Source organism: Iodidimonas sp. SYSU 1G8 (assembly GCF_039655775.1).
GTDB lineage: Bacteria > Pseudomonadota > Alphaproteobacteria > SMXS01 > SMXS01 > RI-34.
Map to the genome: position 1 here is coordinate 430562 of NZ_JBBYXJ010000001.1, position 25642 is coordinate 456203.

Here is a 25642-nt window from a genome sequence, read left to right on the forward strand (position 1 = left end):
TTGACCATTGAAGAGCATGCCGACATGGACCTGAACTACACGGGCGAAGATCTGGCGTTCCAGAACGAGGTGCGGGCTTTCCTGAAGGAGAACCTCACCCCCGATCTCAAACGCGCCACCGACATGACGACCACCGTCTTCGTCGAAAAGGACATCGCCGAGAAATGGCAGCGGAAGCTCTATGAAAAGGGCTGGTTGGCGTATTTCTGGCCGAAGGAATATGGCGGCACCGGCTGGAACGCGACCCAGCGCTACATCTTCCAGCAGGAATGCGCCGCGGCGGGCGCGCCGGGCATCATCCCGATGGGCATCCGCTACGTCGGTCCGGTGATCTTCACCTTCGGCACCCAGCAGCAGAAGGATTTCTTCCTGCCGAAGATCCTCAACGGCGAGCATTACTGGTGCCAGGGCTATTCCGAGCCGGGCGCCGGTTCGGATCTGGCCGGCCTGAAGATGCGCGCGGTGCGCGAGGGTGACGAGTACGTGCTGAATGGCAGCAAGATCTGGACCACACATGCCCACCACGCCGACTGGATCTTCTGCCTCGTGCGCACCGACAACACGGGCAAGAAGCAGGAAGGCATCAGCTTCCTGCTCATCGACCTGAAGACTCCGGGCATCAAGATCGACCCCATCATCACCATGGGCCTCGACCACGAGGTCAATCAGGTGTTCTTCGACGACGTGCGCGTGCCGGTCGAGAACCGGGTCGGCGAGGAAAACCAAGGCTGGGAATACGCCAAGTTCCTGCTCGAGTTCGAGCGCGGCGGCGGATCGTCCGGTTACCTCAAGGCAGCCTTCAGCAAGCTGAAGACCGTGGTCTCGTCGCAGGTCAGTGGTCAGCTTCCGCTGATCCACGACTCGTACTTCGCCGCCGAGTTGGCCAAGGTCGAGATCGGCGTGATGGCTCAGGAAATCACCGAGCTGCGCATGATGTCGCGGTTGGCGGCCGGTCAGCCGCCGGGCGCCGAGTCCTCCATCATGAAATCGACGTCGGTCGATCTGGGCCAGCGCATGAGCGAGCTGATGATCGAGGCGCTCGATTATTACGCCACGCCCATGCCGGCTGGCGGACGTCCGCTTTACGAGATCAACGATTGGCTGCCGGGACCCGATTATGCCCCGCCCGCCATCGGCACCTATCTCAACAAGCGCGCTCAGTCCATCTTCGGCGGCTCCAACGAGGTGCAGCGCGACATCATCGCCAAACTGGTGCTGCGCCTGTAGACTACCCGGCATTATTCATGCCGGGAGGGGAGCCTGTTCATGGGCGGAGCGCAGACGCATGTCGAACTGCTCAGGTTTCTTTATGCCCGGCGCGCGACCGGCGATCTGCAGCCCCTGCTGAATGTGCTGTCCGATGATGTGGACTGGTGTTCCGTCGGGGCACCGGGCAGCCTTCCATGGTCGGGCCGCTGGACCGGCAAACGCGGCGTTCTGGCATTCTTCGACATGGTGGCGAAAGAAGTCGACGTGCTCGATTGCCAGCTCATGGATCACATGGAAGATGACGACCAGATCGCCTGGTTCTGCCGCATGACCTACAAGGCCCATGGCTCCGACCGGATCGAGACCGTCGACAAGGTCGATCTGATCACCTTCCGGGACGACCGCATCGTCAAGTTCTGGGAAATGTTCCGGCTCGAGCCCGTGATGTCTTATCTGGCGGAGGCCAGAAAGCCGCAATGACCCTAACCAACGACTATGCCGAAACGGCCGACCAGTATGGCCGGGCCGAATTCACCGGCACCATGTATCTGGCGTTCCGGGATGTTCCCGATCTGATCGCCCGGCATGTGAGCGGTTCGGCCGCGCTGGATTACGGCTGCGGCGCGGGACGTTCTTCCCGCCTGCTGAAGCGTCAGGGACTGACGGTGACCGGCGTCGATATTTCCGACGCCATGCTCGAGACGGCGGGCAAACTGGATCCCGACGGCACTTACGTGAAGATCGAGGCGGGCGTGTTGCCCTTCGCCGATGCCAGCTTCGACATGGCCTTTTCCTCGCTGGTGTTCTTCGAAATCCCGACCATCGCCGAGATGACCGCGACGGCGGCGGAAATCGCCCGCGTTCTCCGGCCCGGCGGCGTCTTCATTCTGCTGATCGGCGCCGAGGAGCTCTATGCCCATGAATGGGCGACCGTAAAGGTCGATTACCCCGAGAACCGCGACTGCCGCTCGGGCGATGCCGTTCGGGTCTTTCTCAGCGAAGTCGGCCTTGAACTGACCGACTATTACTGGACCGACGCCGATTACCGGCAGGTGTTCGCGGGCGCCGGGCTGTCGGTCGTGCAACTGCACCAGCCGCTCGGCACTGCCGGGGACGGCCAGCCCTGGATCAATGAGGACAAGGTGCCGCCATTCTCGATCTATGTGGCGCGCAAATAGCCCCGATCATTTTTCGCCGCTGAGGTAGCGGTCCAGCTCGGCATGGAAATGGCGCAGGCGCTGTTCCTGTTCGCTGAAGCGCATCCCTTTGAACGCCCGCGAACGCAGGCCCTGCTGCACCACCGGCACCAGCATGGAATCCTGTTCCAGCACGAAGCCGAGTCCGGGCTCGCCGTGGCGGATATGGCGCCGCTCGGGCCGCGTCTTGCCCGAGCAGTCCGTGCCGTCCTCCACGCCCATGTAGACCGGCGGCCGCGCGGTCTCGACCGGCCGTAGGATCACCTGGATGTCGTAGATGAAGCCTTCCGGGTCCTTCGGGTCGGGCCTGAACCGCTGGAACAGGAAACCTTCTGGATGGATGTTCAGGGTCACGTTCGGGAAGATGAAATAGGCCCAGTCATCGGTTGCCTGGTTTTCGACCAGTCCGTCGTCCCACTTGCCCTGCGCCTGATAGGCGGGAACCTTGTGCCGCTGGATCGCCTTGCGCACGTCGCGCGCCGATCCCTCGAAGCTCGCGGGATCCATCCCCGCGTCCTCCAGCATCATTTTCAGCCCGTCATTGAGGCTGTCCTGATCCTCGAGGCGCGGACTGACGGCGGCGAATTCCATCAGCATCCGGCTCATGCCGTTCTCCAGCAGGTCCCATTGCTGATAGTAGTCGTCGTAGAAGGGCAGGATCTCCGAATGGATCGAATGGACGTGATAGCTCTCGAGGAACGCGTCCAGCGCCACTTTCCAGTTGGCGGGCCACCAGGTTTCCACGTCCTTGACCACCACCATGTCCTCGAAATGGAACGGCGCCAATTGCGCGGGGAGCGAGCCGAGAAAGTCGGTCAGCGTCTGCGCCGGTGCCGGATCCAGATTGATGAACACGAAGCCGCCCCACTGGTCGCACTGGACCGGCGTCAGGGCGGGATTGTCCTGAACCAGCGGTTCGCGGAACGTGTCCCGGTCGGTGATCCGGTTCAGGCTGCCGTCCAGGTTCCACTGCCAGGAATGAAACGCGCAAGTGAAGTGATCGCCGTGCCCGAAATCGGCCATGACCAGCCGATTCCCGCGGTGATGGCACACATTGTAGAACGCCGCGATATCCCCGGGCCCGTCCCCCGTGCGGACGACGATCACGCTCTCCTTGCCGATGTCGAAGCGGAACCAGTCGCCTTTGCCGGGGATGTCGGCGGCGCGCCCGGCGATCAGCCAGACCCGCGTCCAGAGCCTGTCCCACTCGCGCGCGGCGACGGAAGCGTCGTAATAGCGTGCGGCGTCGATCCTGCCGGTGCCATTGTCCACATAGGGCAGTTTGCGCTCGGGCGCGTTCTCACCGGCATCGGGATTGATGTGCCAGCCGACCTGATGGTCATAGGAACGTTCGGCGAAATTGGCGAATTTCATGGTCTCCGCGTCCTCCCCAGGCCCGTTTACCGGCCGGTATCCTAGCGCGGTTGGCGCGTGCGCCCAAGCGCGGCGTTCTGCTAGGCTCGGGTCGGAAACCAAGGGGAGAAATCATGAATTTCGACGACAAGCGCGACGAGCTGCGGCGGCGTCAGGACAAGGCTCGGGCAATGGGCTCGCCCAGGATCCTCGACAACATGGCGGCCGCCGGCCTGCTCAACGCGCGTCAGCGGATCGACGGCCTGCTGGATCCGGGCAGTTTCTCCGAAGTGGGCTTGCTCGCCGTGGCCGACAGGCCGGAGATCCGCGCCAAGTCGCCCGCCGATGGCGTGGTCAGCGGATTCGGGACCATCGACGGACGAAGGGTCGGCGTCAGCGCGTCGGATTTCTCCGTGCTCGGCGCGTCCTCGGCCAACATCGCGGGCAAGAAGCACAATTACGTCAAGAAGGCAGCGCAGCGCGGCGGCTTTCCGCTGGTCGAGCTGGGGGAATGCTCGGGCTCGCGCATTCCCGACGCCATGGGCGCGCGCGGCATGGCCGACACCATCGTCAGCTTCGCCAATGGCGGCTATCAGAAGGACAGGCACGTTCCCTGGGTCTCGGCCATTCTGGGCCAGAGCTTTGGCGGCTCCACCTGGCAGGCGATGGTGTCCGACTTCGTGGTGCTGCGCAAAGGCGCGATCATGGGCGTGGCCTCGCCGCGCGTCACCGAACTGGCGATCAGCGAGCCGGTGGATGCCGAGGAACTGGGCGGCTGGCGCGTCCATGCCACGGAAACGGGCATGGCCGATGCCATCGCGGCAAGCGATGCCGAGGCCCTGTCGCTGGTACGCCGCTTCCTGTCCTATCTGCCGTCCAACGCGGACGAGTTGCCGCCGCGCGCACCGGTTCCGGACGGCGCCGGTCTGGATCAGGAACGGCTGCTCGGGATCGTTCCAGAACAGCGCAACCGCGTCTACGACATGCGCAAGGCCATCGACATCATCGTCGACCCCGGTTCCTGGTTTCCGCTCAAGGACGGCTTCGCCAAGGTCGCCGTGACCGGCTTCGCGCGGCTGGACGGGCAGAGCGTGGGCATCGTCGCCTCCAACCCCATGTTCAAGGGCGGCGCGTTCGATGCCCAGGCCTGCGACAAGATCCTGCCCTTCATCGTGCTGTGCGACAGCTTCAACATTCCGCTGGTCTTCCTGGCCGACACGCCGGGCTTTTTCATCGGGCGCGCCGGCGAGAGGGAGCGGCTGGGCGGCAAGATCATGAACTGGATCCTGGCGCTGGATCAGGTCACCGTGCCGACCGTGACCGTCGTGCTTCGCAAGGCGTTCGGCATGGCGCTGCACAACATGAATGTCGGCCGCTCCAGCGAAACCGCCATCTGGCCGGGCGGCGAGATCAGCTTCATGGATCCGGCGACGGCGGTGAACGTGGTCCACGGCGTCAAGCACGACGACGATCCGGAAAAATTCGCGGCCCTGCTGGGCGCCGTTTCCGGCGAAACCTCGGCCTTCGATTTCGCCGAAGCCTTCGCCGCCCAGGCGGTCATCGATCCGATCGAAACCCGCGATTTCATCATCCGGGCCCTGAGGACGCACGCCCGCAGCGTTGGCAAGCACAGGCTGGCGAATTGGCCAGTCAAGTTCTGAAGGGGATGGCGGCACGTATCAAAGGCCGTCATCCCGCCGAAGGGCGGGATCCAGACAATGCCGGTCTTCCAACATCCGGATAGTGACTGTTTGGCGCTCGCTACGGGTCCAGGCTCAGGTGCCGCAATGAGTCGCCATGGACTTCCCAGTTCGCACCGTCGAAGGGTTCGATCACGATACTCTCAAAGGTGGAACGGTTTACGCAGCGTAGATTCACTGAGAATCCATCGGGATTCGACCGGGGCACATAGAATGACTTGATGCCGCAACGCTTGCAGAACAGGTGCCTGGCCGTGCCGGTGTTGAACGTATAAGTGAGCAGGGCGTCTTCTCCGCGCACCAGCCGGAAGCGCGATGCTGGCACGATCAGGTGGAGATACCCGGTCATCCGGCAAAGCGAGCAGGTGCAGTCCTGGACGACGACGTCGGCCGGAGCATCCACCTCGAACGCCACCGCGCCGCAGTGGCAGCCACCATTATGCGAGATTGTATCCGTCATCCGCGTTCCTTCCATGCGAGGCGGGCAGTATAGTGGCGGCATGAACATCGCCACGCCAGAGTTGCACACGCCCGATCTCGGCGCCCTCGCGGAACGCTTCCGTCAGGTGCTGCGTCCCGAATGCGTCGTGACGGACGAGATCTCCCGCAAGCCGTTCGAAACGGACGCCCAGACCATGCACCGGCAGATGCCCGGCATCGTCGTGCTGCCCGAGAACACGATCCAGGTGGCCGAAGTGCTCAAGCTCTGCAGGGAGTTCGGCGTTCCCGTCGTGCCGCGCGGGGCGGGGACGGGCCTGTCGGGCGGCGCGACGCCGGTGGCCGGCGGCGTACTCCTTGCGATGACCAAGTTCAGCCGCATCCTCGACATCGACTATGGCAACCGTGCCGTGGTCGCCCAGCCGGGCGTGACCAATCTGGGGATCACCCGGGCCATCGAGGATGACGGGTTCTATTACGCGCCCGACCCCTCGAGCCAGATCGCCTGCACCATCGGCGGCAACGTGGCGCAGAACTCCGGCGGCGTGCATTGCCTGAAATATGGCCTGACCGTGAACAACATCCTGGGCGTCGAGCTGGTCACCATGGAGGGCGAGATCCTGCGGATCGGCGGCAAGTTCCTTGATCCCGTCGGCTACGACCTGCTCAGCATCATCACCGGATCGGAAGGATTGCTCGGCGTCATCACCGAGGTCACGGTTCGTATCCTGCCAAAACCGGAAACGGTCCGCGCCCTGCTGGTATCCTTCGACAGCATCGAGGCGGGCGGCGCCTGTGTCGCCGACATCATCGCGTCGGGCATCATTCCGGCCGGCATGGAAATGATGGACCGCATCACCATCGACGCGGTCGAGGAATATTGCGCGCCGGGATATCCCGCCGATGCGGCGGCCATCCTGATCTGCGAACTGGACGGCCCGGCAGCAGAGGTCGATCACCTGATCGAGCAGGTCAGCCTGATCGCCGCCCGCAATGGCGCGATCGGCGTCCGGGCATCCGAATCGGAAGAGGAACGTCTGCTGTTCTGGCTGGGCCGCAAGTCAGCGTTCCCTGCGGCGGCCAAGATGAAGCCGGACTATTACGTGCTCGATGGCACCATTCCGCGTAACCGTTTGGCCGAGGTGCTCGCGCGGATCGGCGAGCTGTCCCGCGAATCGGGGCTGACCATCGCCAATGTCTTCCATGTCGGCGATGGCAATCTGCACCCGCTGATTCTCTACGATGCCAATATTCCCGGCGAAATGGAGGCGGCCGAGCATCTCGGTCACGATATCCTGCGGCTCTGCGTGGCGGTGGGAGGCGTCCTCACCGGCGAACATGGGGTCGGGACCGAAAAACGCGACCTGATGCCCGAAATGTTCACCGATATCGACATGCAACAGCAGCAGCGGCTGAAATGCGCGTTCGACCCGGGGCAGCACCTGAATCCAGGCAAGGTGTTTCCGACCCTGCACCGGTGCGCCGAATTGGGTGCAATGCACGTTCATCGGGGGCAAACCGCCTTTCCGGATTTGCCTCGATTCTGATGTGGCTTGATAGGTATCGTCTGTAACCCAATGAACTAGAATAATTAAATTATACTTACAATTCGAAATATAAAAATGCATTTGTGACGTTCTTGCGCATGCAAACACTTGTGCAGTGCGGCAAAACGCAGTCTTATCTGTGCATGGCGAGCGCATACAAACCATCGGACGAGAAAGAACTGGCCGAGCTCATCTCCTGGGCGTCGGGCGAATCCCTGGCCCTGGAACTGGTCGGCGGCGGCACCAAACGGGGCCTCGGCTGCCCGGTGTCCTGCAACGGACAGGGTGCGCCCGCACGCGTCGATCTCTCGGGCATCGCCGGCGTGGTCTTCTACGAACCGGAAGAGCTGGTGATCTCTGTCCGGCCGGGAACGCCTCTGGCGGAAGTGAACCGGCTATTGGCGGAACGTCATCAGATGCTGGCCTTCGAGCCGCTCGACTGGGGCTGGTTGCTCACCGGCCAGAGCGCGCCGGGCACCATTGGCGGCGCGATCTCGGTCGGCAGTTCGGGGCCGAGGCGGGTGAAGGCCGGCGCGGCGCGTGATTTCGTCCTGGGCGCCCATGCGGTCAACGGCCGCGGCGAGTGCTTCAAGTCCGGTGGCCGGGTCGTCAAGAACGTCACCGGCTATGATCTGCACAAGCTGATGACCGGCGCGTTCGGCACCCTCGGCGCCTTCACCGAGATTACCTTGAAGGTGCTGCCGGCGCCGGAAAAGACCCATACCCTGCTGATCCATGGCCTCAGGCCGGAACGGGCGGTGGAGGCGATGGGCATCGCGGCGAACAGTCCCTACGAGGTCTCCGGCCTGGCCCACGTGCCGTTCGGCGAGGCGTCCCGGTCGCAGGTGGCCTATGTGGGCCGGGCCGGGCGCGCGATCACCGCGCTGCGCGTCGAAGGCCCGGCGGTCTCCGTCGCCCACCGCATGGAGGAATTGAAGAAGCTGCTGGCGCCTTTCGGGCCGCTGGACGAGCTTCACAGCACCAACTCCAGCCGCTTCTGGGCGGAACTGCGCGATGCATGGCTGTTGCCGCCCGATCATCAGGTTGTCTGGCGAGTGTCGGTGCCGCCCACCGATGGCGCCGCGATCGTCGAGGCGTCCGGAGCGGATTCCTACCTGATGGACTGGGCCGGTGGCCTCGTCTGGCTGGGCTATGAAACGGCGACCGCAGGGCAGGGCGCGCGGATTCGCGCGGCGATGACCCAGGGCGGCCATGCCATGCTGGTGCGCGCCCCGGAATTCCTGCGCCGCGAGGAGGCGGTGTTCCAGCCGCAGGCGGAAGGGCTTGCCAAACTGTCGGCGCGTGTTAAGGCTGGGTTCGATCCCAGCGGCATCTTCAACCCCGGCCGGATGGGAGCTGTTCCACTGTCCGGCGCCGCCTGAATGCGTACACTTTTTTCTGAAGACCAGCTTGCCGATCCGCACGTGCGGGAGGCGGAAAAGGCGCTGCGCACCTGTGTCCATTGCGGCTTCTGCCTGCCCCAGTGTCCGACCTACACGGTGTTGGGCGATGAACTCGACAGCCCTCGCGGCCGAATCTACCTGATGAAGGAGATGCTGGAAGGCGGCAAACCGGCCGACGCCAGCACCGTCCAGCATATCGACCGATGCCTGTCCTGCCTGGGATGTCAGGCCGGCTGCCCGTCCGGCGTGAACTACATGCATCTGGTCGACCACGCCCGGGTCCATATCGAGGAGACCTATGAACGGCCTTTGCCGGACCGGTTGCAGCGTCGCCTGCTCGGCTGGCTGCTGCCCCGTCCGGCCATGTTCGGCTGGGCGCTGCGGCTGGCCAAGATCGCCAAGCCCATGGCCGATCTGCTGCCGCGGAAACTGCGCGACATGGTCGACATGGCGCCGGATGGACCCATCGCCGCGCCGCTCGAGCGGAACCGCACGGTGGCCGCGCAGGGCGACCGGCGCGCCAGGGTCGGCTTGCTCATGGGCTGCGTGCAGCAGGCGATCGGTCCGGAGATCAACGACGCGACGATCCGCGTCCTGACGCGGCACGGCTGCGAGGTGGTCATTCTGCACGAGGCCTATTGCTGCGGCGCGGTGACCCACCATCTGGGACAGGAAAGCGCGACCCTCGAACGGGTCAAGGCCAATATCGCCATCTGGGAAGGCGAGATCGGCCGCGGCGGGCTGGATGCCATCATCATCAACGCCTCTGGCTGCGGCACCATGGTGAAGGATTATGGCTTCGTCCTGAGCGGCGAGGCGGACTGGACGCAGCGGGGCGCCCGCATCGCCGGCCTCGCGCGGGACATATCCGAATATCTCGCCGAACTGGGCGTCATGCCGCCGGAGCAGCCGTCGGGCTTGCGGGTGACCTATCAGTCGCCCTGCTCGCTGCAGCATGGCCAGAAGATCGCGCGTCAGCCGGTCAACCTGTTGCGGGCGGCCGGATTCCAGGTCAACGAGCCGAAGGAAGCCCATCTCTGCTGCGGATCGGCGGGGACCTACAACATCCTGCAGCCCGAGATCGCCGGCAAGTTGCGCGATCGCAAGCTCGAGCGTCTGGCGGCCACGTCGCCGCAGGTCATCGCCAGCGGCAATATCGGGTGCATGACACAGCTGCGGGCTGGCGCCGGCGTGCCGGTCGTCCATACTGTGGAGTTGCTGGACTGGGCCACGGGAGGGCCCAGGCCGCGAGGCCTTTAGTTTCCTGGGGAGGAAAGATGAGCGCGACCGGCCGCTATCAGGTCATCGGATCCTTGTCGTCGCCGTTTTCGGTGAAGATGCGCGCGATCATGCGCTACCGGCGCCTGCCGCATGACTGGATACTGAACACCAAGGCGGTGCAGGAGCGAACCCGCCACATCAAGCCGCCAATCATCCCGAAGATTCACTTTCCGGGCGAGCCGGACGATGTCTGGCACGTGGATTCCAGTCCGATGGCCTATCTGCTCGAGGAACGGCACAAGGAGCGCTCGATCCTGCCGCCCGATCCGGCCCATGCGTTCCTGGCGCACCTGCTCGAGGATTTCGGTGACGAGTGGGGCACGAAGATGATGTTCCATTACCGCTGGGTCGGCGAGGACAAGGGCGGCGACACCGATTACGTCGCTCATCTGATGCTCTATCCGGGCACCGGACCCGCCAGCGACGACGCGCTGCGCGAGACGGCGCACAAGTTCCGCGACTGGCAGGTGCCGCTATGGCCCGTCGCCGGCATCGAGCCCCAGAACGTGGCGCTGATCGAGCACATGTTCGGCCGCATCGTCTCCGCCTGGGATCTGGTGCTCAGGGATCAGGAATATCTCTTCGGCTCGCGCCCATCGCTCGGGGATTTCGGCTTCTACGGTCAGCTCTATCAGTGTTTCTGGAACCCTGCCTCGTTCAGAACCATGGTCCAGCTCTCGAAGCGCCTGGTGCCCTGGCTGACGATCATCGACGATGCCTCTGGCGTCGAGGGCGACTGGATCGACGCCGACGCCCCGCTCTGCGACGGAGTCAGGGAGTTGCTCTGGCTGGCGGGCGAAGTCTATCTACCCTATCTCGACGCGACGCTGAAGGCCATTGAATCCGGAGCCGATCGCCTCGAGATCACGGTTCTGGACGGCATGGTTCATTCGCAGAAACCCATGAAGTACCATGCCCGCTGTTTGCAGGTGATGCGCGAGAAGCTTGCCGGCATGGCCGAGGCCGACAGGGCCAGGGTGAAGCACCTGCTGGCCGGCACCGACGCGTACCGGTATCTCGCCTGATCGGCGCGGCTCAGGCGCCGCGCCTGAGCCAGATGCCGTAGGTGAGGCTGCCGGCGATCATCGCCGCGACGAAGAAGTAGATTTTCGCCAGGCCGAAGGCCAGCCCGGTCAGGGCCGGGCCGGGACACAGCCCGGCAAGACCCCAGCCGATGCCGAACAGCACCGCCCCGCCGACGAGCCTGGGGTCGATATCGCGGCGTGTCGGCACTTGGAACGCGTCGGCGAAGAACGGCCTGGCGCGGCGCTGGGTCAGCGGAAAGCCGATGGCGAAGACGGCAAGGCCGCCGCCCATGACCAGGGCCAGACTCGGGTCCCATTGCCCCGTGACATCGAGGAAGCCGAGGACCTTGGCGGGGTTGACCATGCCGGAGACGGCCAGGCCCACGCCGAAGATCAGGCCGCAGATCAGCGCGGAAAGGATGCGGGTCATGGTCAGGCTCCGATCAGATGACGGGTGACGAAAACCGTTACCATGGCGACGGCCATGAAGATGACGGTCGCGACGATGCCGCGCGGCGACAATCGACCGATGCCGCAGATACCATGCCCGCTGGTGCAGCCCGATCCCATGCGCGTTCCCACGCCCACCAGCAGTCCCGCGACGATCAGCAGGGGCACTTCCGCCTCGATGACGATGGTCGAGACGCCGCCGAACGCGGCGAACCCGAGTCCGCCGAGGACCAGTCCGGCGATGAAGGCGAGCCGCCACGGGATGTCGCCTTTCGTAGGCGGCAACAGGCCGCCAAGGATGCCGCTGATGCCGGCGATGCGGCCGTTGAGGGCCATGAGCAGCACGGCCGCGAGGCCGATCAGCATGCCGCCGATCAGAGCGGGCAGGGGCGTGAAATTGACGATCTCCATGACGGATCTCCCTCAGATGTCGGCGGCATAGGAATCGGCGTAGAGTCGCTCGCGCAGGGTCCGGACGGCGTCGTGGGTCGACAGGAAAATCCGGCCCGGCGCCAGATCCCGCGTGAAGTCGGTGGCCTGCAGCCGGTCCATGACCGGGCCCTTGACCTCGGCCAGATGCAGCGTGACGTCGGCGGCGCGCAACGTGTCGCGCAGCTCGGTCAGCGTCTCCAGCGCGCTGGCGTCGATCAGGCTGACCGAACTGCAGATGAGGACCACGTGCCGGACCTCCGGATTGGCCGCCACCTCCGCGCGGAGGTGTTCCTCCAGATAGCCGGCATTGGGGAAGTAGAGGTTCTCGTCGATCCGGAACAGCAGGATGGCCGGATCGGTGCGGACATGATGGCGCTTGACGTTGCGATAGTGTTCGCTGTTATCGACCTGGCCCACGATGGCGAAGTGGGGCCGGCTGCTGCGCCACAGATACAGCGTGAGCGACAGCACGATGCCCGTCATGATTCCGGCTTCCACGCCGATGCCCAGCACCACCATGAAGGTCCCCGCCTGCGCGGCGAAGTCCGCCTTATTGTAGTGCCAGGTGCGTACGAAGCTGGCACCGTCGATCAGCGCCACGACCGCGACGACGATGGTCGCCGCGAGCACCGCCTGCGGCAGGTAATGGAAGAACGGGGTGAAGAACATCACCGATATGGCGAGCAGCAAGGCCGTCAGGATCGAGGCGAGCGGCGTATTGGCGCCGGCGGCGAAGTTCACCATCGAACGGGCGAAGCCGCCGGCGACCGGACTGGCCCCGGTGAAGGCCGCCGCCAGATTCGCCGCGCCCAGACCGATCAGCTCCTGGTCGGCATCGACCTTCTGCCGTTTCCTGGCCGCCAGCGCCTTGGCGACCGACACGCTTTCCAGATAGCTCACGAAGGCGATCAGCGCCGCCGATGGCAGCAGCGCCTGCCAGATGCCGAGATCGAGACTGGGGACTGTGAAGGATGGCAGGCCGCTGGGAATGGCCCCCACGATGGCGACGCCCGCGCTTTCGTCGAGGCGCCAGGCCGAAGTGACGACGACGGACAGGATGACCACCAGCAGGGGGCTCGACCGGGTCAGCAACTGCACCGTGAACGGACTGAGACGAAGCCGCTGCAGCAGCGCGGTCAGGGGCGCCCGCATGGCGAGGAGAATGACGAGGGAACACGCGCTGATCGCCAGCGTGACTCCATTGGCCCCGCTGAGACCGCGGGCGAGATTGACCAGGGTCGCCACCGACTCGCCGCGCGGGATGTCGATGCCGAGAAGATGCTTGAGCTGGCTGATGACGATCAGGATCGAGGCGGCGCTGGTGAACCCGGCGATGACCGGATGGCTGAGAAAATTCACGAGGAAGCCCGCGCGGGCGATGCCCAGGCCCAGCAGCATCAGCCCGATCAGCAGCGAGAGGACGAGCGCGTTGGCGATATAGTCAGGGCTGCCGGCCGGCGACAGGGCCGACAGCGCGGTCGCGGTCATCAGCGAGGCAATCGCCACGGGACCAACGGCGAGGGCTCGGCTCGATCCGAAAATACCGTATAGAATGGGCGGCGCGATGCTCGCGTAAAGGCCGACTTCCGGCGGCAGGCCGGCGAGCATGGCGTAGGCCATGGCCTGCGGCACCAGCATGATCGCGGTGATGCTGCCGGCCATGAGGTCGCCGGGCAGGTCGCGGCGGGAATAGGCGCGTCCCCAGTCCAGGATAGGAACGAAACGCGTCAGCCGGCTCATGAGGGATCCGATGTCCCGCAGAAAACGGCGTATAGCGCCTCGATGACCGGCACGACTTCACGACGCTCCAGCGAGTAGAACACCATCGTGCCCTCGCGCCGCGCCGCCAGCAGGCCTTCCGCCTTGAGGCGGGCGAGATGTTGCGAGAGGGTGGATTGTCGCATGTCGAGCAGTTCAGCGAGCTCGCCCACGGATCGTTCGCCCTGGGACAGCTGACACAGCACGAGCAGACGCTGCGGATGGGCGATGGACCTGAGGAAATCCGACGCCCGGCCGGCGCTCGCTTTCATCTGGTCGATGGGTATGGCATGAGATATATTCATGAATTTGAATATACGACTTTAAGAATATAATAAGCAAGCGCCTTATTGCGTGCCGCTTGCCGTGTGACCCTTCGGTGACTATGTTCCCGCGACGGCACATCATCACCCGGTAGCACAGCATGTTCAGAGGTTCGATCACGGCGCTGATCACCCCGTTCAAGGACGGTCAGGTCGATCAGGCGGCGTTTCAGGCTTTCGTCGATTGGCAGATCGTCGAGGGCACTCATGGGCTGGTGCCCACCGGCACGACGGGCGAGTCGCCGACGCTGAGCCACGCCGAGCACAAGCGTGTCGTCGAGCTTTGCATCGAGGCCGCCGCGGGCCGGGTGCCGGTCATGGCCGGAACGGGCTCCAACAGCACGGACGAGGCGATCGCACTGACGCGCCACGCGAGGGAAGCCGGTGCCGATGCGGCGCTGGTCGTGACGCCGTACTACAACAAGCCGACCCAGGAAGGCCTGTACGCCCATTTCAAGGCCGTCGCCGAAGCGGTCGAGATCCCGATCTACATCTACAATATTCCCGGCCGCTCGGTGGTGAACATGAGCGTCGAGACCATGGCCCGGCTCGCCGAGCTGCCCAACATCGTCGGTGTCAAGGACGCGACGGGCGACCTGACGCGCCCCAGCCTGCAGCGCTGGAAGTGCGGCAAGGATTTCATCCAGCTGTCCGGCGAGGATGGCACGGCGCTCGCCTTCAACGCCCATGGCGGTGTCGGCTGTATTTCGGTCGCCGCCAACGTGGCGCCGCGCCTGTTGTCCCGGTTCCAGAATGCCACGCTGCAGGGCGACTACGCCATGGCGCTGCAATTGCAGGATCAGTTGATGCCGCTGCATCACGCGCTGTTCGTCGAGACCAACCCCGGGCCGATCAAGTACGCCGCCAGCCTGCTGGGCAAGTGCACGCCCGATCTTCGCCTTCCGCTCGTTTCGGTGAGCGACGCAACCCGTCAAACCGTTCGCGCGGCGATGGACCATGCCGGGCTGCTCTGATGGCGGGCAAGAAAAAAGCCGAGCCGGTCCGCAAGCTCGTCGCCGAGAACCGTAAGGCCCGGCACAATTACTTCATCGAGGAGACGCTGGAGGCCGGTATCATGCTGCACGGCTCCGAAGTGAAGTCGCTGCGGCTCGGCCAGTCCAACATCGCGGAATCCTATGCCGAGGTGAAGGATCGGGAGATGTTCCTGGTGAACGCCTATATCCCCGAATACAACCAGGCCAGCTACATGAATCACGAGACCCGCCGGCCGCGCAAGTTGTTGCTGAAGCGGCGCGAGATCGACAAGTTCGGAATCGCCATCAAGCGGGGCGGCATGACCATCGTGCCGCTGAAGCTCTATTTCAACGACCGCGGCATGGCCAAGCTCGAGCTGGGACTGGCCAAGGGCAAGAACGTCGTCGACAAGCGAGAGACGGAAAAGGCCCGCGACTGGCAGAAGCAGAAAGCGCGCCTGCTGCGCGCGCGGGGTTAGACATTAAAAAGCCGGCATGGCCTCGCGACCATGCCGGCTCTTCGGAAAAACCGAGGGGTTAACGGCAGCGAACGTTGCCGCGATCGACCTCGTTGCCGATGACCGCGCCGGCGCCCGCGCCGATGATGGCGCCCAGCGCCTTGGAATCACCCGGCGCGATGATGGCGCCCAGCGCGCCTCCCGTCACACCGCCAACGATCAGGCCGGTGGTGCCATCCGAGCGGCGGCAGTAATAGCGCCCGTCACGGCCGCGATAGAGGCGGTCGTTGCGGCTCATGCGATACTCCTTGTAGCGCCGATTGTCGTCCCGGTAGTAGCGGCCGGCATCATAATAGCCATACCGCGGATCTGGACGATTGTAGTCGTACTGTTGATATTCGTAGTAGCCCCCGGCGCGGCGGTCATAGCCGTCACTGGCGCAACCGGCGAGCAGGGTGGCTGTCGCGGCGGCGGCGAGAAGAATGGTGCGCATGGCGTCCTCCTTGTATTCAGCCCCTCGTTGCTGAGAACGCCGGCTTCGGACGGTGGTTCCATACCGCGACGCTGACAAAGCTGTCAGCTTGTCCGACGCACCATCATGCGGGCTTCGCCGCCATAGCCTTCCAGTTTGCCGGCAAGGGCAGGATCGTCATGCGCATTGAAACCAAGCCGCGTCCAGAACGGCGCCGCGTCATAGACGGCGATCAGGGACAGGCTCGGCAGGCCACGCTGCGCGGCATGGGCGGCAAGGCAGCCGGCGATGGCCGATCCCGCGCCGGTCCGCCGGGCCTCCGGCAACAGGGCCAGGTCGTGAATGTAATAGGTGTCCGCATCGCCGGGGATTCGACCGAGCAGGCTGTTCAGCGCGGGCGGCTGGCCGAAATGCCATGGATGGCTCAGGATGTATCCGACGGTCACGTCATCGATCGCCAGCACGCAGCATCCGTCGGGGTAGAGGCGTAGCCGTTCGGCGAAGATGTCCACATGCTCGGGCAGGGCGGCATGAATCTGGCCGGCGATACGATCGACGGCGGGCAGATCGGTTTCGGTCATGGGCCGCCAGATGGCGTTCTGCATGGCATTCCCCGAAAGCGGCGAGTGTCGGCTCAGGGTACGCCAGCGGCGACCGGCTGTCATTCCTTACCCCGTGTGACGAACGGCGATTTCGCGCTAGGATATGCGCGACAACAAGGTGGGAGCTCTCATGGCGGACGATGACGGCATCGAGATGCGCGGCGAGATCAAGGAAAAGCTGATCCGGCGCAAGCAGGAATGGGCGCGCGATGGCCGTCTGTTGACCGGCAACCAGAAAATGGAGGACAGGACGGAACGGCTGCCGCCCGGACAGCGGCTCACGCGCGACTGGCCGGTGCTCGACCTGGGGATACAGCCCGACGTTCCGCTCGACAGCTGGAAACTGGTGGTGGACGGACTGGTCGAGAAACCGCTGGAGTGGCGTTGGCGGGACTTCATCGAACAGCCTGTGTTCGAGGACATCTCCGACATTCACTGCGTCACTACCTGGTCGCGCTACGACAATCATTGGGAAGGCGTCAGCACGGCGCATGTGCTGGAACTGGTGCGGCCCAAGGCCGACGCCAGGCATGTGATCATGCACTCCTATGACGGCTACACCACCAATGTGACCCTGGAGGCCTTCGCCGCGCCTGATGCGCTGCTGGCCCATCGCTGGGAAGGGCAGCCCATCTCGCGCCAGCATGGCGGACCGGTGCGGCTCGTGATCCCGCAGTATTATTTCTGGAAGTCGCCGAAATGGATCAAGCGGATCGAGATCAGCGCCCGGGACAAACCCGGATTCTGGGAGGTCCGCGGTTACAACAACGAGGGCGATCCCTGGAAGGAAGAGCGGTATTCGTAGCCGCCGCTAGCGCCGGGCCCAGTCCCGCGCCTCGGTCATCACCGAGATGAACATCGCCTCGGTCAGGCGGCGGGTATTGGTGTTGTAGCGGCTGCAGTGATAGCTGTCGAACAGACGAATGCCGCCCGGTAGGTCATGAACGGCGCCGTGGGCGAAGGGAAAATCCTTCAGGCGTCCGCCATGGGCGCGTACGACGCTTTCGTGGGCGACCCGGCCGAGCGCCAGGATCGCCCGTACGGCCGGCAAGGCCTCGATCTGTCCCGAGAGGAAGGGGCGACAGGTGTTGATTTCCTCAGGCGTCGGCTTGTTGGCCGGGGGCAGGCAACGGACCGCATTGGTGATAAGGCATCCGTTCAGGACCAGCCCGTCATCGGGCCGCGCTTCGTATTCGCCGGACGCCAGGCCCAGGTCGATCAATGTCCGATACAGCAGGTCGCCGGCGTAGTCGCCGGTGAAGGGCCGACCGGTCCGGTTCGCGCCATTGAGGCCGGGTGCCAGACCGACAATGGCAAGCCGCGCGTGCGGATCGCCGAATGACGGGACGGGTGCATTGAACCAGTCGGGATGCTTGCCGCGAAGCGACAGGCGCAGCGCGACCAGCCGGGGACAATAGGGACAGTCCTTCGGTGGGCCGCTATCTGCGCCTGTCTGTATCTGCTCGTCCGCCACGTGTCAGGCGCGAACGGTCTCTTCTTCATCGGCGGCGGTGGCGGCCTGTTCACGCGCGGCGCGGTTGGCCTGCGACGCGGCGCGGGCCGCCGGATCGCGGGCGATCATCGGCGCCAGATCGGCCAGCTCGATGAAGCTGTCGGCCTGACGGCGCAGTTCGTCGGCGACCATGGCCGGCTGGGTCTGCAGCGTGCTGACGACGGACACGCGCTTGCCGCGGCGCTGCACGGCTTCGATGAGACGGCGGAAATCGCCATCACCCGAGAAGAGAACCACATGGTCGAGGTGATCGGACAGGCTCATGATGTCCACCGCGATCTCGATGTCCATGTTGCCCTTGATCTTACGGCGGCCGGTGGAATCGATGTATTCCTTGGCCGGCTTGGTGACCACGGTGAAACCGTTGTAGTCGAGCCAGTCGACCAGCGGGCGGAGCGGCGAGAAATCCTGGTCTTCCAGAATCGCCGTGTAGTAGAGAGCGCGGACGAGGTGTCCCTTGCTCGAGAACGTGTTCAGCAATGCCCGGTAATCGATGTCGAAGCCGAGCGTGCGTGCGGCTGCGAACAGATTGGAACCGTCGATGAAAAGGGCAATGCGTTCACTTGGGTAGAAGATCATGTTAAATGGCACTCCTAGAAAAAACGTCTTGGCTGATGCGTCTTCGTGGGCTGATGCGTCTTAGTGGCGGTCTGAAAGCCATATTCAGGCTTTCGGTCGAAAAATAGGCGGCGGCACGGCCGTTTGGAAGAGCAATTTTGACATCGGGATCAAAGGATCGCGTGATTGTGACACCGGGAGACAAGTCTATCTACATTGCCTTGGGCGCCAACCTTCCCACGCCGCGGTATGGATCGCCAAGATCTAGTCTGGAAGCGGCTTTGATAATGCTGGAGAATTCCGGCATTCTTGTGGCGGAATCCTCATCCTGGTACGCGACAGCTCCCGTTCCAAAGTCCGAACAGCCGGATTTTGTTAATGGTGTTGTCCGCGTGGTAACAACACTCGACCCCACGTCGCTGCTTCTTCTATTGCACCGGATCGAAGACGACTTTGGCCGCGTCCGGATGAACCGGAACGAGGCGCGGGTGCTCGACCTCGATCTCATCGATTACGACGGACGGGTTGAATCCGCCGAGGGCGGCCCGATTCTGCCGCACCCGCGCGTCCATGAACGGGCCTTCGTGCTGGTGCCGCTGCACGAGATCGCGCCGGGGTGGCGGCATCCGGTGACAGGGGTCGGGATCGATGCTCTCATACGAGACCTGCCCGATGCGAATGACGTAAAACGGCTGTAAATGTTGCTTTCGGGACAGTATGTCCCTATGTAACGTTCCTTCGTCCGAGACCCGCGTTGCAGGAGTGGCTGAATGGCCCGCGTTACCGTTGAAGATTGCGTCCAGAAAGTCCCCAGCCGTTTCGAGCTCGTGTTGCTCGCGGCCCAGCGCGCCCGTGAGATTTCCTCCGGCGCGCCGTTGACCATCGACCGCGACAACGACAAGGATCCGGTCGTCGCCCTGCGCGAAATCGCGGACGGTACGATCACGCCCGATGAACTGCGCGAGGCGCGCATCCGTACGATGCAGCGTTATGTCGAACGGGACGAGCCGGAAGAAGACGAACTGAGCCTGGAATTCGCCGGCCGCCAGATGTCCGCCGTCCACGAGGAATTGTCCGACAAAATGTTTGCCGACATTGGCGGCGACGAGGTCGAGCAGGAAATGAACATCGATGGCGCTGACGACCTGGATGTCGACGGAGAAGAAGACCTCTGACACCCGGCATAGCCATGGCCGGATATCGCGGGAGGTCGCGGCGTGATCCGGCAGTATGAGCTTGTCGAGCGCGTCCGCGCCTACGATCCTAATGTAGACGAGTCCCTGCTGGACCGCGCCTATGTGTTTTCCATGAAAGCACACGGGTCGCAAAAGCGTGCCTCGGGCGACCCGTATTTCCTGCATCCCCTTGAAGTCGCCGCGATCCTCACGGACATGCGTCTGGACGACGCGACCATCGTCACCGGCCTGCTGCACGACACGCTCGAGGACACGGTCGCGACCTATGAAGAGGTCGAGGCACTGTTCGGCAACGAGGTGGCCCAGCTCGTCGATGGCGTCACCAAGCTGTCGCAGCTGGAGCTGTCCTCCGAAGACGCCAAGCAGGCCGAGAACTTCCGCAAGTTCGTGCTGGCCATGTCCAACGATATCCGCGTGCTTCTGGTCAAGCTGGCGGACCGGCTGCACAACATGCGGACGCTGCACTTCATCAAAAATCCCGACAAGCGCCGGCGCATCGCCCTGGAGACCGTCGAGATCTACGCGCCGCTGGCCGAGCGGATCGGCATGCAGGCGATGAAGACCGAACTGGAGGACCTCTCGTTCCTCTATCTCAATCCCGACGCCCGCGAATCCATCGTGACCCGGCTGAACTTTCTCACCGAAAAGGCGGGCAATGTTCAGGAACGGGTCACGCGCGAGCTGGAGGAGACGCTGAAGCGCGCCGGGATCATCGCCGAGGTGTTCGGCCGGCAGAAGCAGCCCTATTCCATCTGGCGCAAGATGCAGCGGGACAATGTCAGCTTCGAGCAGCTCAGCGACGTGATGGCGTTCCGGGTCATCGTCGATGACGAAGATGCCTGCTACCGCGCCATCGGGGTCGTGCATGGCGCCTGGCGCGCGGTGCCTGGCCGGTTCAAGGACTACATCTCGAACCCGAAGCCGAACAATTACAGCTCGCTGCACACGACCGTGCTGGGACCGGAGCGGCAGCGCATCGAGATCCAGATCCGTACCCGCGACATGCATGCCATCGCTACCTTCGGCGTCGCGGCGCACTGGCGCTACAAGCAGGACGCGCACAAGATCGACGGCCTGCAATATGGCTGGCTGCGGCACATGGTCGAGATGCTGGAGAACGCGGAAAGCCCCGAGGAATTTCTCGAGCACACCAAGATCGACCTCTACAGCGACCAGGTTTTCTGCTTCACGCCCAAGGGCGACCTGATCACGCTGCCGCGCGGCGCGACGCCCATCGATTTCGCCTACATGGTGCATACCGACGTTGGCCATACCTGCGTCGGCGCCAAGGTCAACGGCACCATGGTGCCGCTGTCGACGCCGCTGAACAATGGCGATCAGGTCGAGATCGTCCGTTCGCGGGCGCAGACGCCGTCGCCCATGTGGGAGAACATCGTGGTGTCGGGCAGGGCCCGTGCCGCGATCCGCCGGTTCCTGCGCATGCAGGGCAGGGGCGAGTACCACGAACTGGGTCTGAAGCTGGTCGAGCGCGCCTTCATCCGCGCCGGCTACAATCTCAGCGACCAGACGCTGGAGCCTGCCTGCAAGGTGCTCTCCATGAAGACGGTCGACGACCTGCTGGTCGAGGTCGGGCGCGGCAACATCACCGTGCGCCAGGTGCTCGAGGCCGAGTTCCCTGGCGAAAAGAACCGCAAGGACCGGCGGTCCAACATCATGCCGGTTGATGGCACCTATGCCATTCCGGTCAGCGGCGCCAATCCGGGCGTGGCCATGACCCTGGGATCATGCTGCCATCCGGTGCCAGGCGACAGGATCGTCGGCGTGGTGACACCCGGCAAGGGCGTGATTGTCCACACCATCGATTGCGAAGCCCTCGGCACCGTGACCGAGGATCCGGATGCCTGGTTGAACCTGTCCTGGGAGGCGGACGCGGCCCAGCACGGTTTCCACCTCGCCTCCATCGAGATCCGTTCCCACAACGAGCCGGGCGCGCTCGGCAAGATCTCGACGCTGATCGGCAAGAACCATGGCAACATCACCAATCTGAAGCTGACCGAACGCAGCCTCCGGCTTTTCACCATATTGATCGAACTGGAAGTTCAGGACGTGAAGCATCTGACGGAGATCATCGCCGCGCTCAGGACGCTTACGGTGGTCGAGTCCGTCGACCGCGTGCGGAGCTGACCGTGCCCCACCATCTGCGTCTTGGCGTCAATGTCGATCACGTCGCCACCCTGCGCAACGCGCGCGGCGGTCTCCATCCCGATCCGGTGAAGGCGGCCGAACTCGCGGCCGCGGCGGGCGCCGACGGCATCACGGCGCATTTGCGCGAGGACCGGCGCCATATTCGCGACGCCGACATGTATGCCCTCAAGGATGTCGGGCTGCCGCTCAATTTCGAGATGGCGGCCACGACCGAAATGCTGGCCATCGCCTCGGATGTGCTGCCGCACGCCTGCTGTCTCGTGCCCGAAAAGCGCCAGGAACTGACCACGGAAGGTGGCCTCGCGGTCCATGCCGGTCAGAACCATCTGAAACCGTTCATCGCCCGGCTTCAGGATCAGGGTATTCGCGTCTCGCTGTTCATCGATCCGGAGACGGTCGAACTGGAAGCGGCCCGCCATCTGGGCGCTGATATCGTCGAACTCCATACCGGTCCCTATACCAAGGCGACCGGCGCCGAGAGAGCGACCGAGTTGCGCCGGCTCCGCGATGCCGCCGCGCTGGCGCAGCGCCTGGGGCTGGAGTGCCATGCCGGCCATGGACTGACCTTCGACACGGTCGAGGCCGTGGCGGCCATTCCCAACATGGTCGAGCTGAACATCGGCCATTTCATCGTCGGCGAAGCCGTCTTCATCGGGCTGGACGCGGTCATTCGGCGGATGCGGGCGCTGATGGATGCCGGCCGGCGGAGCATTCCATGATCGTTTTGGGCCTCGGTAACGACCTCATCGACATCCGCCGCGTGGAAAAGTCGCTGGAACGCTTCGGCCAGCGTTTCGTCGACCGCGTCTTCACCGAGGTCGAACAGCGCAAGTCCGATGGCCGCATGAACCGCGCCGCCAGCTACGCCAAGCGCTTCGCCGCCAAGGAGGCGTGCTCCAAGGCGCTCGGTACCGGCATCAGGCGGGGCGTTCACTGGCGCACCATGGGTGTGGTAAACCTGCCCTCGGGCCGTCCGACCATGGAATTGATCGACGGCGCCCGGATTAGGCTGGAACAGATGACGCCGCCGGGTATGGTGGCGCAGGTTCATTTGACCATTACCGACGATTTTCCGCTGGCCCAGGCCATCGTCCTGATCACCGCGGTGCCGGCCGAGATGGCCGCGCTGCTGAAATAATCGTCCCGCAGACGACACGAGAGTAAAAGCCACATGTCCGAACCGTTGAGCCCGAGCGCGGCGACGCCCAAGCCGGCCAAGGAAGAAAAGAAGCAGGGGGCGTTCTCCGAGTTCATCTCGACGATCGTCGTCGCGGTGCTGATCGCGCTGACCTTCCGGACCGTGGCTTATGAGCCGTTCAACATCCCGTCCGGGTCCATGTATCCGACTCTCTGGGTGGGCGACTACTTGCTGGTTTCGAAGTTTTCCTATGGCTACAGCCAGCATTCTTTGCCCATGAGCATCATCCCGTTCAAGGGTCGCGTGCTTGAGCAGCCCGTGGAGCGGGGCGATGTGGCCGTGTTCAAATGGCCTGCCGACAACAAGACCGATTACATCAAGCGCATCATCGGCCTGCCGGGCGATACGCTGCAGACCATCGACGGCGCGCTGTACATCAACGGCAAGGCCGTCGAGCGCCGCCAGATCGAGGATTTCGTCATGGAAGGCACCGGCCAGCGCTTCCGTCAGATGCGCGAGACCCTGCCGAACGGCGTCAGCTACAACACCCTGGACTGCGAATATTATGAGGGCAGCAGCGACTGCATTCCCTCGCAGGGCGACAATCGCGGTCCGTTCACCGTTCCGGCCGAACACTATTTCGCCATGGGCGACAATCGCGACAACTCCACGGACAGCCGCTTTCCCGTGACCTCCGGCTTCGGCGGCATGCAGACCGGCGTCGGCTTCGTGCCCGCCGAAAACCTGGTGGGCCGCGCGGATATCCTGTTCTTCTCGACCTGTGGCAGCATGTGCGACGCGCCATTGTTCAAGCCGTGGAACTGGTTCAGCGCGATGCGCTACAGCCGCTTCTTCAATATCATCGAGTAAGGCCCGGTGCCGGCCGATTCCGACATCCTGCGCGACCTTCTGGGCTACTCGTTCGCCGATCCGGACCTGCTGCAGCAGGCGCTGACCCATCCCTCCTGTACGGGCCAGCCCAACTATCAGCGACTGGAGTTCGTGGGCGACCGGGTCCTGGGCGCGATCATTTCGCAGCGTCTTTACCGCGATTATCCAACCTTCAAGGAAGGTGAGCTCGCCATCCGTTTCAACGAGCTGGTGCGCAAGGAAACGCTGGCGCGCATCGTGCTTCAGACCGGTCTCGACAGGTTCATCCGACTGTCGCCGGGCGAGGAGGATAATGGTGGCCGCCAGAAGCCGGCGATCCTGGCCGATTGCTGCGAGGCGGTGATCGGCGCCATGTTCATGGACAGCGGCTTCGACGCGGCGCACGCTTTCGTCGAGAAGCACTGGCACGATCTGGTCGCGAGCGTTGCCCGCAAGGAGAAGGACGCCAAGACCTTGCTGCAGGAATGGGCGCAGGGCAGGGGCCTTGCCGCGCCAACATATCGGGAGACGGGCCGCGAAGGCCCGCCCCATGAACCGGAATTCACCGTGAGCGTCGCCATCGGCAAGCACGAGGCGGCGGGCAAGGGAAACTCGAAACGGATTGCCGAGCAGGCGGCGGCACGCGTCCTGCTGAACAAATTGACTGGAGCGGAATGACCGAAACAACCACACGTTGCGGCTTCGTCGCGTTGCTGGGGGCGCCCAACGCGGGCAAGTCCACCTTGCTCAACGCCTTGGTCGGACAGAAGATTTCCATCGTCACCCAGAAAGTGCAGACGACCCGTACGCGAATTCGCGGCATCGCGATCGAGGGCGATGCCCAGCTGGTCTACGTCGATACGCCCGGCATCTTCACGCCGAAGCGGCGCCTCGACCGGGCCATGGTCGCGGCCGCCTGGGGCGGCGCGTCCGATGCCGATGTGGTCTGCCTGCTGATCGACGCCAAGAAGCGGGTCGACGCGGAAGCCCAGCATGTCATCGACGGACTGAAGGAAGGCGGCCGCAAGGCGGTGCTGATCCTGACCAAGGTCGATCTGGTGCGCCGCGAGTCGCTGCTGTCGCTGGCGGACGAGCTGAACCAGACGGGCCTCTTCAGCGACATCTTCATGATCTCGGCGGTCAATGGCGACGGCATCGAACAGCTGAAGACCCACTTCGCGCAGAAGGCGCCGCTCGGCCCGTGGCTCTATCCGGAAGACCAGCTCTCGGATATTCCCATGCGGCTGATGGGCGCCGAGATCACCCGCGAGAAGCTATTCCTGCGCGTGCACCAGGAACTGCCCTACGCGGCGACGGTCGAAACCGAGCAATGGGACGAACGCAAGGATGGCTCGGTGGCGATTCACCAGGTGATCTTCGTCGAGCGGGACAGCCAGAAGCCCATTGTCATCGGCAAGGGCGGCCGCACCATCAAGGAGATCGGCGAGGCGGCGCGGCGGGAACTGGAAGAGATCATGAGCCGCAAGGTTCACCTCTTCCTCAACGTCAAGGTCCGCAAGGGCTGGGGCGACGAGCGCGAGCGGTACCGCGAAATGGGGCTCGACTTCAGCGATTGAGGC

29 protein-coding genes are annotated in these 25642 nt (G+C 64.0%); 19 read left to right on the forward strand and 10 right to left on the reverse strand.

Annotation, left to right across the window (positions count from 1 at the left end):
* Positions 1-24 precede the first annotated feature (24 nt).
* Genes WJU17_RS02060 through WJU17_RS02070 form a run of 3 tightly spaced genes read left to right on the forward strand, consistent with a single transcriptional unit; the run spans position 25 to position 2387 of the window.
* On the forward strand, positions 25-1227 hold the full coding sequence (locus WJU17_RS02060) for an acyl-CoA dehydrogenase family protein (protein ID WP_346325686.1): 1203 nt from the start codon (positions 25-27) through the stop codon (positions 1225-1227).
* 39 nt (positions 1228-1266) lie between these two features.
* Positions 1267-1689 carry a nuclear transport factor 2 family protein gene (locus tag WJU17_RS02065; protein ID WP_346325687.1) on the forward strand — a complete coding sequence of 141 codons (423 nt, stop codon included), beginning with the start codon at positions 1267-1269 and terminating at the stop codon, positions 1687-1689.
* A complete protein-coding gene (locus WJU17_RS02070; RefSeq protein WP_346325688.1) occupies positions 1686-2387 on the forward strand; it encodes a class I SAM-dependent methyltransferase in 702 nt (233 codons plus the stop codon). The genes WJU17_RS02065 and WJU17_RS02070 overlap by 4 nt, the downstream gene beginning before the upstream one ends.
* Before the next feature lie 6 nt (positions 2388-2393).
* Here the strand turns inward: WJU17_RS02070 and WJU17_RS02075 are convergent, their stop codons facing one another.
* On the reverse strand, positions 2394-3779 hold the full coding sequence (locus tag WJU17_RS02075) for an aromatic ring-hydroxylating dioxygenase subunit alpha (protein ID WP_346325689.1): 1386 nt from the start codon (positions 3777-3779) through the stop codon (positions 2394-2396).
* A 113-nt stretch (positions 3780-3892) separates the two neighbouring features.
* Between WJU17_RS02075 and WJU17_RS02080 the strand changes: the two genes are divergently transcribed.
* Entirely contained in the window at positions 3893-5419 is a 1527-nt protein-coding gene (locus tag WJU17_RS02080; protein ID WP_346325690.1) for a carboxyl transferase domain-containing protein, read from the forward strand.
* A 100-nt stretch (positions 5420-5519) separates the two neighbouring features.
* Here WJU17_RS02080 and WJU17_RS02085 read toward each other — a convergent pair whose 3' ends face one another.
* Entirely contained in the window at positions 5520-5918 is a 399-nt protein-coding gene (locus tag WJU17_RS02085) for a GFA family protein (RefSeq protein ID WP_346325691.1), read from the reverse strand.
* Between the two features lie 40 nt (positions 5919-5958).
* Between WJU17_RS02085 and WJU17_RS02090 the strand changes: the two genes are divergently transcribed.
* From WJU17_RS02090 to WJU17_RS02105, 4 genes are all read left to right on the forward strand, one after another.
* Positions 5959-7443 (forward strand): FAD-linked oxidase C-terminal domain-containing protein, encoded by a 1485-nt coding sequence (locus WJU17_RS02090; protein ID WP_346325692.1) that lies wholly within the window; start codon positions 5959-5961, stop codon positions 7441-7443.
* A 143-nt stretch (positions 7444-7586) separates the two neighbouring features.
* On the forward strand, positions 7587-8825 hold the full coding sequence (locus WJU17_RS02095; RefSeq protein WP_346325693.1) for an FAD-binding protein: 1239 nt from the start codon (positions 7587-7589) through the stop codon (positions 8823-8825).
* Positions 8826-10106 carry a glycolate oxidase subunit GlcF gene (glcF, locus tag WJU17_RS02100; protein WP_346325694.1) on the forward strand — a complete coding sequence of 427 codons (1281 nt, stop codon included), beginning with the start codon at positions 8826-8828 and terminating at the stop codon, positions 10104-10106.
* Positions 10107-10123: 17 nt separating this feature from the next.
* Positions 10124-11152 (forward strand): glutathione S-transferase, encoded by a 1029-nt coding sequence (locus tag WJU17_RS02105; protein WP_346325695.1) that lies wholly within the window; start codon positions 10124-10126, stop codon positions 11150-11152.
* Positions 11153-11162: 10 nt separating this feature from the next.
* Here the strand turns inward: WJU17_RS02105 and WJU17_RS02110 are convergent, their stop codons facing one another.
* Genes WJU17_RS02110 through WJU17_RS02125 form a run of 4 tightly spaced genes read right to left on the reverse strand, consistent with a single transcriptional unit; the run spans position 11163 to position 14097 of the window.
* Entirely contained in the window at positions 11163-11582 is a 420-nt protein-coding gene (locus WJU17_RS02110) for a YeeE/YedE family protein (protein ID WP_346325696.1), read from the reverse strand.
* Positions 11583-11584: 2 nt separating this feature from the next.
* On the reverse strand, positions 11585-12007 hold the full coding sequence (locus WJU17_RS02115) for a YeeE/YedE family protein (protein ID WP_346327372.1): 423 nt from the start codon (positions 12005-12007) through the stop codon (positions 11585-11587).
* A gap of 18 nt (positions 12008-12025) precedes the next feature.
* Positions 12026-13774, reverse strand: coding sequence for a sulfate permease (gene sulP / locus WJU17_RS02120; protein ID WP_346325697.1), 1749 nt, complete (start codon positions 13772-13774; stop codon positions 12026-12028).
* The gene (locus tag WJU17_RS02125) at positions 13771-14097 is read right to left on the reverse strand and encodes a metalloregulator ArsR/SmtB family transcription factor (protein WP_346325698.1); all 327 of its coding nucleotides are present in this window, start codon (positions 14095-14097) and stop codon (positions 13771-13773) included. Before WJU17_RS02125 ends, sulP begins: the two co-directional genes overlap by 4 nt.
* A gap of 119 nt (positions 14098-14216) precedes the next feature.
* Between WJU17_RS02125 and dapA the strand changes: the two genes are divergently transcribed.
* Positions 14217-15089: a 4-hydroxy-tetrahydrodipicolinate synthase gene (dapA, locus tag WJU17_RS02130; RefSeq protein ID WP_346325699.1), complete on the forward strand. Its 873-nt coding sequence runs from the start codon at positions 14217-14219 to the stop codon at positions 15087-15089.
* Positions 15089-15568, forward strand: coding sequence for an SsrA-binding protein SmpB (smpB, locus tag WJU17_RS02135; protein WP_346325700.1), 480 nt, complete (start codon positions 15089-15091; stop codon positions 15566-15568). The genes dapA and smpB overlap by 1 nt, the downstream gene beginning before the upstream one ends.
* 58 nt (positions 15569-15626) lie before the next feature.
* On the opposite strand, the gene WJU17_RS02140 is transcribed toward smpB, so the two are convergent.
* The gene (locus WJU17_RS02140) at positions 15627-16040 is read right to left on the reverse strand and encodes a glycine zipper 2TM domain-containing protein (protein ID WP_346325701.1); all 414 of its coding nucleotides are present in this window, start codon (positions 16038-16040) and stop codon (positions 15627-15629) included.
* 83 nt (positions 16041-16123) lie between these two features.
* Complete coding sequence (locus WJU17_RS02145) at positions 16124-16624, reverse strand: GNAT family N-acetyltransferase (RefSeq protein WP_346325702.1); 501 nt, start codon at positions 16622-16624, stop codon at positions 16124-16126.
* Positions 16625-16751: 127 nt separating this feature from the next.
* Here WJU17_RS02145 and WJU17_RS02150 point away from each other — a divergent pair, with 127 nt between their 5' ends.
* Positions 16752-17426, forward strand: coding sequence for a sulfite oxidase-like oxidoreductase (locus tag WJU17_RS02150; protein WP_346325703.1), 675 nt, complete (start codon positions 16752-16754; stop codon positions 17424-17426).
* Between the two features lie 6 nt (positions 17427-17432).
* Here the strand turns inward: WJU17_RS02150 and WJU17_RS02155 are convergent, their stop codons facing one another.
* Together WJU17_RS02155 and WJU17_RS02160 are read right to left on the reverse strand one after the other, a co-directional pair.
* Positions 17433-18095: a uracil-DNA glycosylase gene (locus WJU17_RS02155; protein WP_346325704.1), complete on the reverse strand. Its 663-nt coding sequence runs from the start codon at positions 18093-18095 to the stop codon at positions 17433-17435.
* A 3-nt stretch (positions 18096-18098) separates the two neighbouring features.
* Positions 18099-18713: an NYN domain-containing protein gene (locus tag WJU17_RS02160; RefSeq protein WP_346325705.1), complete on the reverse strand. Its 615-nt coding sequence runs from the start codon at positions 18711-18713 to the stop codon at positions 18099-18101.
* 167 nt (positions 18714-18880) lie between these two features.
* On the opposite strand from WJU17_RS02160, the gene folK reads away from it, so the two are divergent.
* From folK to era, 8 genes are all read left to right on the forward strand, one after another.
* On the forward strand, positions 18881-19390 hold the full coding sequence (gene folK / locus WJU17_RS02165) for a 2-amino-4-hydroxy-6-hydroxymethyldihydropteridine diphosphokinase (protein WP_346327373.1): 510 nt from the start codon (positions 18881-18883) through the stop codon (positions 19388-19390).
* Positions 19391-19462: 72 nt separating this feature from the next.
* Positions 19463-19867, forward strand: coding sequence for a DNA-directed RNA polymerase subunit omega (gene rpoZ, locus WJU17_RS02170; protein ID WP_346325706.1), 405 nt, complete (start codon positions 19463-19465; stop codon positions 19865-19867).
* A 42-nt stretch (positions 19868-19909) separates the two neighbouring features.
* Positions 19910-22033, forward strand: a complete 2124-nt coding sequence (locus WJU17_RS02175; protein WP_346325707.1) for a bifunctional (p)ppGpp synthetase/guanosine-3',5'-bis(diphosphate) 3'-pyrophosphohydrolase — start codon at positions 19910-19912, stop codon at positions 22031-22033.
* A gap of 2 nt (positions 22034-22035) precedes the next feature.
* The gene (locus WJU17_RS02180) at positions 22036-22773 is read left to right on the forward strand and encodes a pyridoxine 5'-phosphate synthase (RefSeq protein WP_346325708.1); all 738 of its coding nucleotides are present in this window, start codon (positions 22036-22038) and stop codon (positions 22771-22773) included.
* Positions 22773-23192 carry a holo-ACP synthase gene (gene acpS, locus WJU17_RS02185; RefSeq protein ID WP_346327374.1) on the forward strand — a complete coding sequence of 140 codons (420 nt, stop codon included), beginning with the start codon at positions 22773-22775 and terminating at the stop codon, positions 23190-23192. The genes WJU17_RS02180 and acpS overlap by 1 nt, the downstream gene beginning before the upstream one ends.
* A gap of 33 nt (positions 23193-23225) precedes the next feature.
* Complete coding sequence (gene lepB / locus WJU17_RS02190) at positions 23226-24062, forward strand: signal peptidase I (RefSeq protein ID WP_346325709.1); 837 nt, start codon at positions 23226-23228, stop codon at positions 24060-24062.
* A gap of 6 nt (positions 24063-24068) precedes the next feature.
* Positions 24069-24740, forward strand: coding sequence for a ribonuclease III (rnc, locus tag WJU17_RS02195; protein WP_346325710.1), 672 nt, complete (start codon positions 24069-24071; stop codon positions 24738-24740).
* Positions 24737-25639 carry a GTPase Era gene (gene era / locus WJU17_RS02200; RefSeq protein WP_346325711.1) on the forward strand — a complete coding sequence of 301 codons (903 nt, stop codon included), beginning with the start codon at positions 24737-24739 and terminating at the stop codon, positions 25637-25639. The genes rnc and era overlap by 4 nt, the downstream gene beginning before the upstream one ends.
* The last annotated feature ends 3 nt before the right edge of the window (positions 25640-25642 follow it).